At 59.1% G+C, this 7,617-nt stretch carries 5 protein-coding genes and 1 pseudogene; 3 read left to right on the plus strand and 3 right to left on the minus strand.

Going from position 1 to position 7,617, the window contains the following annotated elements:
* Positions 1-997: pseudogene (locus EN949_RS36220) on the minus strand (autotransporter); the annotation flags it as partial.
* Here EN949_RS36220 and EN949_RS36225 point away from each other — a divergent pair.
* Entirely contained in the window at positions 983-1,624 is a 642-nt protein-coding gene (locus EN949_RS36225; protein ID WP_206526455.1) for a hypothetical protein, read from the plus strand. The pseudogene EN949_RS36220 and the gene EN949_RS36225 sit on opposite strands and share 15 nt — an antisense overlap.
* Positions 1,625-2,247: 623 nt before the next feature.
* On the opposite strand, the gene EN949_RS30370 is transcribed toward EN949_RS36225, so the two are convergent.
* On the minus strand, positions 2,248-2,973 hold the full coding sequence (locus tag EN949_RS30370; RefSeq protein ID WP_013525277.1) for a hypothetical protein: 726 nt from the start codon (positions 2,971-2,973) through the stop codon (positions 2,248-2,250).
* A gap of 226 nt (positions 2,974-3,199) precedes the next feature.
* On the opposite strand from EN949_RS30370, the gene EN949_RS30375 reads away from it, so the two are divergent.
* A complete protein-coding gene (locus EN949_RS30375; protein ID WP_245265373.1) occupies positions 3,200-4,618 on the plus strand; it encodes a caspase family protein in 1,419 nt (472 codons plus the stop codon).
* Between the two features lie 44 nt (positions 4,619-4,662).
* Here the strand turns inward: EN949_RS30375 and EN949_RS30380 are convergent, their stop codons facing one another.
* Positions 4,663-5,559, minus strand: a complete 897-nt coding sequence (locus EN949_RS30380; RefSeq protein ID WP_348630611.1) for an ATP-dependent DNA ligase — start codon at positions 5,557-5,559, stop codon at positions 4,663-4,665.
* A 1,499-nt stretch (positions 5,560-7,058) separates the two neighbouring features.
* Between EN949_RS30380 and EN949_RS30400 the strand changes: the two genes are divergently transcribed.
* The coding region (locus tag EN949_RS30400) for an FAD-dependent oxidoreductase (protein WP_245472546.1) at positions 7,059-7,617 on the plus strand (559 nt) is incomplete at its 3' end.

Genomic DNA, 7,617 nt, shown 5'->3' on the forward strand with positions numbered 1-7,617 from the left:
GGTTGACGATGATGGTATTGGCGCCGGTTGCCGAAAACGCATCGGCAATGAGCTGATCCGACTGAGATGTCTGCTGGTTGATGTCGAGGCCGATGCTGGCACCGTTGAGGGTGAGGCCGCCTAGCGTCAACACATCGCCAGCGACACCGTTCGTCATGTCGATCAGCGAATTCGTCGCGATGATCGAACCCGGCATGGTGACGTTGCCGTTGATGAACAGCGTCGAGCCACTGCCCAGGTTGAGGTGGTTGATGCCTTGTATGCCGCCGTTGAAGCGCAGCGTGGAATTGTCGGAGGAAAAATTGTCGAAGCCGGTAAAGTTCTGGCTCTTGCCGCCGGCAGCGAGATCGGTGCCGGTGATGGTGCCGTTGGCGCCCGTGCCGCTGAACAGAACGCCATCGCTCAAATTGAGTGGGTCAACCGCACCGATGCCGTCGATCACGAGCGTGTCGGGACCAAGACCGGTAATGTTACCGCCGATCGTGCCGCCCGACAGATGGACATGCTCGGCGTCTATGCCGCCCGTGATGGTGCCGCCGGTGACCGAGACATTGTCGAAGCCGGCGCCGCCGGAAACGCTGGATCCGATGGCGCCGCCGCTGATGACAATCAGATCGTCACCGACATCGCCGGTGACCTCTCCCGCAAGCACGCCGCCGGAGACCAATATCTGATCGTTGCCGTCGTTGCCTTCCAGAAAACTGTTTATGGTGCCGCCGCGCAGCGTAATAACATCATTGCCGGCACCACCGCTTACCGCACCCGCAAGAGTGCCGCCGGTCATGTCGAAGGTGTCGTCACCATCCTCCAGCCCGACAGAATCCGTGCCCTCCCCACCCTCACCTGGGTCGATGCCGACACTGGCGTTGCCCGAGATCGATACGCTGTCGTCCTGGCTGCCGGCATAGATCGAGCCGTCGACCGTGCCGCCGCTGACGGTATAGGTGTTGCCGCCGCCTTCGCCGAACACCGAGCCGGTCACATGGCCCGCGGTCATGTTGAAAATGTCGGCGCCGCCCGCAAGATCAACGATGCCCGGCGATATGGTTGTGCCGACGGTTCCACCGTCGATGTTGACGGTGTCGTTGCCATCGTTGCCGAAAATGCTGCCGCCTATGGTGGCGTTGCCACTGACCGTTATTGTGTCGTTGCCGGCCTCTCCATCGATATCCAATTCGATTGCGGTATTGCCGCCGATGCTGACCTGGTCGTCGCCGGCCCCGGCATCCACGGCCTCGACGTTGCCTCCCCCTATGGTAATGGTATCACCGCCCTCACCCCCAGAGATGATACCGACGATTGGCTCGCTGAAAAAAACGCCTTCCTCGACCTCGAGGATACCGACCGATATCAGGTCGTCACCAATGCCACCGGTCACATTGCCGACCTGTGTGCCGCTGCCGGATATCACGACACTGTCGACACCATCTCCAAGATCGATGTCGTGGATGCTGCCGGCCTGGATGATAACGGTGTCATCGCCCGCCCCGGCGTCGAGATTGGCGTCGACATTTGGGGCGAACGGATCGCCCGACAAATCCCCATTGGACATCTCGAACCGGTCGTTGCCGCCAAAGAGTTCGAGGGTCCCCTCTGCCGACTGCAAGGATGTCGTTGCCGATGACGTTACCGGCGGCAGGCCACTTATGACGGGGGTAGGCGTGCTGTTGTCCAGGATACCGCCAAAGATGCTAACAATGTCATCGCCGTTTCCGTCATAATCGTTGACGATGACTGTCGACGAGTCGTTGGCTTGCCCCTTGTATCCCGCGAACCCCGTCGTGAATACGCCGCCGACATCCTGGACGTTTCCAGTTGTGCTGCACTCGACCGTGACCGATGTCGTTTCGAACGTCGTTTCGGCCGAGATGCCTGAGCCGACTGTTGTACCAGCACCGCTTGCGATAGCCGAGCACGCTTCCGCGCTAGATATCTGCAACGTGGATGCCGCCGCTAACGCAAGCAACGAAACACCCGCCAATTGATAGGCCTCCCGCGGCACTCTCATTCGATCCCACCTTACGAGAATCGATACCGTCACAGTTAAGGCAATTACAATAAATCACCGGCCCTTCAATGGGGCTCGTTGACTTGATTGACAGGCAGTGTACGCAGCGCGCTGCTCGTCGGCAATGGTTAGGCGTTCGCTCTCAGGCCACTATAAGGTCATGTGTGGCGACAAGGTCACTATCGAACTCAGATTGAACCGCTCAGATGCAGTACAACGCGGTACAAGGACGCGAACATCTAGAGGTCAGAATAGGCTGCCGAAACGGTCAGGCTTCCCGCGTGGGCAACCTTGCGGTCGTAACTTGCCCATATTTCCCCGCCGCACTGCTGGGCCCAGCGATGACAAAAAGAAAAATCGGTAGGCAAGTCCACGTCCGGCGTCACGATCTTCGAAAATGGCGTCAGAAAGCTCTCGAACTGTGCGGCGTATTTGTTTTTTCTGTAGCGCGACCGGTTCACCGTTTCGGGCAGTTTCTCAATTATCCTGGCGACGCAGTCGCGCGAAACCAAGAAGATACCCGTGCCACATAGCGATACCCGGACAAAGCCGCCCATCTCCTGCCGCGGTTCGATGATGGTTCCGAGGAACTCCAGGCTTTGCGCAAAGGCCTTGTCGAACGGCAGTTTCGACAGCGAGTGAAGTTTGCGAAGGTCGACCAGACGCCGCGGATACAAAGTGCCGACTACAGGCTTGTCGAGCGCCAGCATCGCGGCAATGAGATCGGGCGAAAAGCCCATGTCGCTGTCGATCATCAGGATGTGACTGCAGTCCAGCTTCTTGTAGTAGAAATTCGTGAGCAGATAGTTCCGAGAAAACGGTATATCCGTGTACTCGATTTCCGACAGCGTGAACGCGTAGCTGGAAAGGCTTTCGTGAGTCAGGGCCGCAAAAAGGCTGCGAACGAATACGCTTTTGTAGGCTGCTCCGTAAACCGGCAGCGCGAGGTTGATCTTGGTCGGCATCGAGCCCTCCACGGTCCAGTGACTGCATACAAATCCCTTTTTCCTATCTTTGACAGGATACTTGGTATAAAAATTTGCGGGCCTTTGGCGGCACGGGGTCCAAACGCTCGGGCAGATTGCGTTTGCGTCTGGTGCGTTCGAAGGCCGCCGGATCAAGATTGACGCAGGCTGGAACGAGCATGCCGATATGACCCACCGCCACGGATACTTGCGCATCCCTCTGCTCATGCTTTTCGCGATTTTGAGCACGATCGACGTTCGCGCCGCGGTCGAACAGAACGCCTCATTGCAGCCGCGCAACCGGCTGGCGATCGTCATCGGCAACACGAACTACCAGAGCAAGCGTCTCGAGCACCTCGCCAACGCGGTCAACGATGCGACGAAACTGTCCGACAGCCTGAAGCGGCTGAACTTTGAGGTTCTGACTGGAACCGATCTTACCGCCGATGGCTTCGTCAAGCTTTTCCATGACGCCGAGGCGAAGCTGCCCGAAAGCAGCGCCGTGCTGATCTTCTACGCCGGCCACGGCATGCAGGTGCAGGGCGAAAACTACCTGCTACCGATCGATACGCCCGATCCGGAAAACCTGGACAAGCTGACGGCGCACGCCGTCAAGCTGAATGATGTGATCGCCAAATTCGCCAGTCGCGGCCGTCAGACCTTCATCTTCCTTGATGCCTGCCGCAACAATCCGCTGGGCAGCGGCGCCAACATCTCCAACGGTCTGGCGCAGGTCGAGGTCGGCGAAAACACGTTTGTCGCCTTCGCCACCCAGCCCGGGAACGTCACCGTCGACGGGACAGACGAAAACAGCCCGTTCACCACTGCGCTTCTAAAAAACGTCGAAATTCCTGGCTTGAGCATTTCGGACATGATGATCCGCGTCCGCAACGAGACCGAGGCGCTCACCGTCGGCCGCCAGGTGCCGTGGGATCAGTCGAACCTGCGTGAACAATTCTATTTCACCGAACAGCAGATGCTCGATCCGGCGCAGTTGAGCGCGAGCCTGTCGCGCATCCTGTCCGATCCAGACGCCAAGAAGAAGCTGCAGATAGAGCTCGCCTCCAACGACCTGCAGACCGCCGTGCTCATCGTCGGACAGACGCTGCGGTCCGTCGAGATTCCGGCACCGTCAGGCGGTTCAGCGGAGCCGGTCGGCACTCGGGTCGCCAATCTGTCTTCAACCGAAAGCGTTGCAGTCGCTCGCCAGAGCGTCGTCTCCGGCCTCGAAACTCTCATTGTCGGCGCCTCGGCGGGCGAAGCGGAAAAGGACAAGGCAGGCGATCTTGCGCGCAGCATTCAGACCGAACTTCGTCGCCTGGGGTGCTACCGGATGCAAGTTGATGGCGATTGGGGCACAGGCTCCATCCGTGCCCTCACCGACTACTACAAAAACACCAAACAGATCGCACCCACGACCGAGCCGACCGTCGGATTGCTCGGCGATCTCTTTTTGCGTTCCGGCAGAATCTGCAAGCAGCCGGTCATCGTCAAGGCCAAGCCGGCTAAAGTCGCGTCGGACAACGGCCCTTCGCAAACCGGCCCCAGCCGCAAGGCGGCGAAACGCGCGCAGGCCGTCCCGCAACGCCCCATAGCCCCCCCACCAGACATTAGTGGGGGGATAGGCATCGGTGGTGTGTTTTAGGACGTGGGTTGTCAGGCGGGCCTACTTCATTGGCGTTCGTAACATCACGATTTCGCCTCACGGATCGCTCGCAAAGTCGCATGGCGTAGCTTGTCCTCGCGCTTAAGGGTCTTCACTCGTCCGACAAGGCCAGGTTTGATCCATTCGGCGTCTGGCTTGTCGGCTCCCTTCGGTGGCGTGCCTTTCCCCTCCTGCACCTTGGCCCATAGGCGTTCTCGCATGGCTTTGTTCAGGGCGATGTGAGCCGATCCGACATAGCGGCGTTCCGCATCGCGGGTTGCCATCAAAGCGAGTGGTGCCGATCCCGGTTTTAGCTGCACGCCTGCCACTTCAAAGTCGACTTCCTCGTAGCATTTGGTTTTCAGCCACGCTTCGGTGTCGCCTGACCGATACACGCTGTCAGGCCGCTTCGACACCATGCCCTCCAGGCCCATGCGATCAACCGCGGCGTAGAAGTCGGCCCCGCCGCCATGCACATGGTGACTGTACTGGATCACGCCCTTGGCAGGCCCGACGAGTTCGAGCAGCTTTTCCCGACGTTCCAGCAGAGGTGCTGGGCGCAAGTTGACCCCGTCCAGGTGCAACAGATCGAAGGCGACGAAGATGATCCGATCCGGCGCCCATCGCATTGCGGACCGCAGCGAATGGAAATCCGACACGCCCTTCCCATTGAGGACGATTGCCTCGCCGTCGATGATTGCCGACTTGGGAGAAAGGGTTGCCGCCGCCTCGACAATCGTCTTGTACGTCGATGACCAGTCATAGCCTCTTCGCGTGATCGCTCGGGCCGTGCCGTCTCGATTATGATTTGCGTCCGATAGCCATCGTACTTGATTTCGTGAATCCAGTTGTCTCCTGTCGGGGGGACCTCGACAAGCCTGGGAAACATTGGCCTGATGAACTTCAGACGCATGAACTGACCCGCAAGACTGCGTTTCAATTTAGCATGCGCTAAAATGGTTCCGGAACATTTTAGACGAATTGACTGTTTGACAGCCATGGCGAGGCCGTCCGACGTGGACCATCCATTCCCGGCAAGGAGCACGGCGGCGAACCAGCCGATGAGGACGACAACTTCTATACCTGCCCGACGTGCGGACAGCAGGTCGACATGCGCGACTTGCGGCAGGTGATTTGGCACGAGCAGCCAAAGCAAGCCGCTCCTGTTGCTGGTAGATTAGCCGCGCCAGCACATCGGCAGCAGCACCCCTCTCAAAATTGGCGGAACATAATTTAGACCCGTCAGTTGGGAGAACTCATGGGAGGCGCGCGATGTTGCAACGTGAAATCTCCATTGTCTCGGACAGGTCGAAATTGGTGGCGGACTATTCTCTGATCGCCGCCGATATAGCCCAGCGTCTATCTTTGCGCGCTTGCAATGACAACGCTTCCGCCAACGTCCCGTGGGCACCGAAACATTCCGAGGCCCCGACTTCGCCGGCCTCGCACACCCGCCGAGTATTCCTCGACCGATCGTGCTTTAGCCACGATCTATGCGTCGACGGTGGTGGGGATAACGCTGATTCTGGCGTCGGCAGTTTGAGTTACGCGACCTGATGCCGCTCTCCCAGAAACTATCTTCGGTTGAGATGACACTCAAATGCCCCGGATGTGGAAACGAGTTCACCAAGCCAGGGCGTTGGTTCATCGTTGCCGCCCACTATCGGTGCGAAGGTTGCCAGCGTTTACACCGCCTTCCTTATCCAGAAAAGGTGGAACTGTTCGAAAGATACGCCCAAGGGTGTGAAGACGGGCTCGGCAGCATCGACAGTGGGCCCGCACCGCTTGGGTGAGGACCGATGCGGGCCCGGCCAAGGGTTGCCTTTCCTTGGCCAGCAGCGTGCGGGGCGCTGCCGCCAAGAACTGAGCATGAGTAATAAGGTTCCGCTGATACAAAAAAGCCCGCCAGCCGTCAGGCCAGTGGGCAGTTCTCATGGGGAAAGCACCGAATGGGAACAGTGCAACGACCGAATCTCGACAGCGCGGTTTTTGTTCCACCGTCCGCGAACAGACCTAGCGTCGTTGCCTTGGTAAACCCGTACGGCAACCCTTCCGGCCTTTCAATTTTTGCCCGATGGCTCGCTACTCTGCGGCCCTGTCACCTCAAGGTTTAGGCCTGACGCTACCCTGTCACAGATAGTCGATATCCACCCAGATGTTACGCCGCAACCGGCGGCGGTGTTACGTTAGTCGAGGTATACCGTGGTGTGCGAGCTGCTCGGCTGGTGGCGTGCGCCTCTCCGTTGCTTGATGTGACTGTCATGGGGCCGCGAGCCGACTGGCAACTTCCTAGAATCCAGTTGGCAAAAGCGGCCATTCCGCACCGAGCGCCACTTATCGGATCGAAGGTGTTTTCGGCGTCACAGGCCCGCCAACTGGTGTTATGCTACTTCTCATCGCGAGGCTTGAGCTTACGCGGTGAGAAGTTGAGGAGGAGGATATGTTAGAGACGCAGCTTCAAAGTCGCAATGGCATGCCGATTGGCGCCGACCTCATCGATGAGTTCGCTTCGGGGTTGGCTGGCCGCCTTATCCGGCTCGCTGATGCCGATTACGACGAGGCACGCCGTATTTGGAACGCGGCAATTGATCGACACCCTGGACTCATCGCACGCTGCCTCGGTGTTGCTGATGTAATCCACGCAGTGAAATTCGCCTCTAAAAACGACCTTCTTGTCGCGGTGCGTGGGGGCGGTCACAATGTCGCCGGGCGCGCGCTCTGCGACAACGGCATCGTGATCGACCTCTCCGCCATGCGTGGCGTGATGGTTGAGGCCAAGACCCAGACCGTGCGAGTTCAGGGCGGCGCGACGCTTGGCGATCTCGACCGAGAGACGCATTTGCATGGGTTGGCGGTGCCGGTCGGCGTCGTCTCTAAGACCGGCGTTGCCGGTCTGACGCTCGGCGGCGGCGTAGGCAGTCAGTTCCTCCGGTGCCGTGGCCATGAAGTCACGATAGAAGCGCAACACCTCACCGGACTTGTCGCGTGCGTGAACGATC

This window comes from Mesorhizobium sp. M7A.F.Ca.US.007.01.2.1, assembly GCF_003998165.1.
Taxonomy (GTDB): domain Bacteria; phylum Pseudomonadota; class Alphaproteobacteria; order Rhizobiales; family Rhizobiaceae; genus Mesorhizobium; species Mesorhizobium ciceri.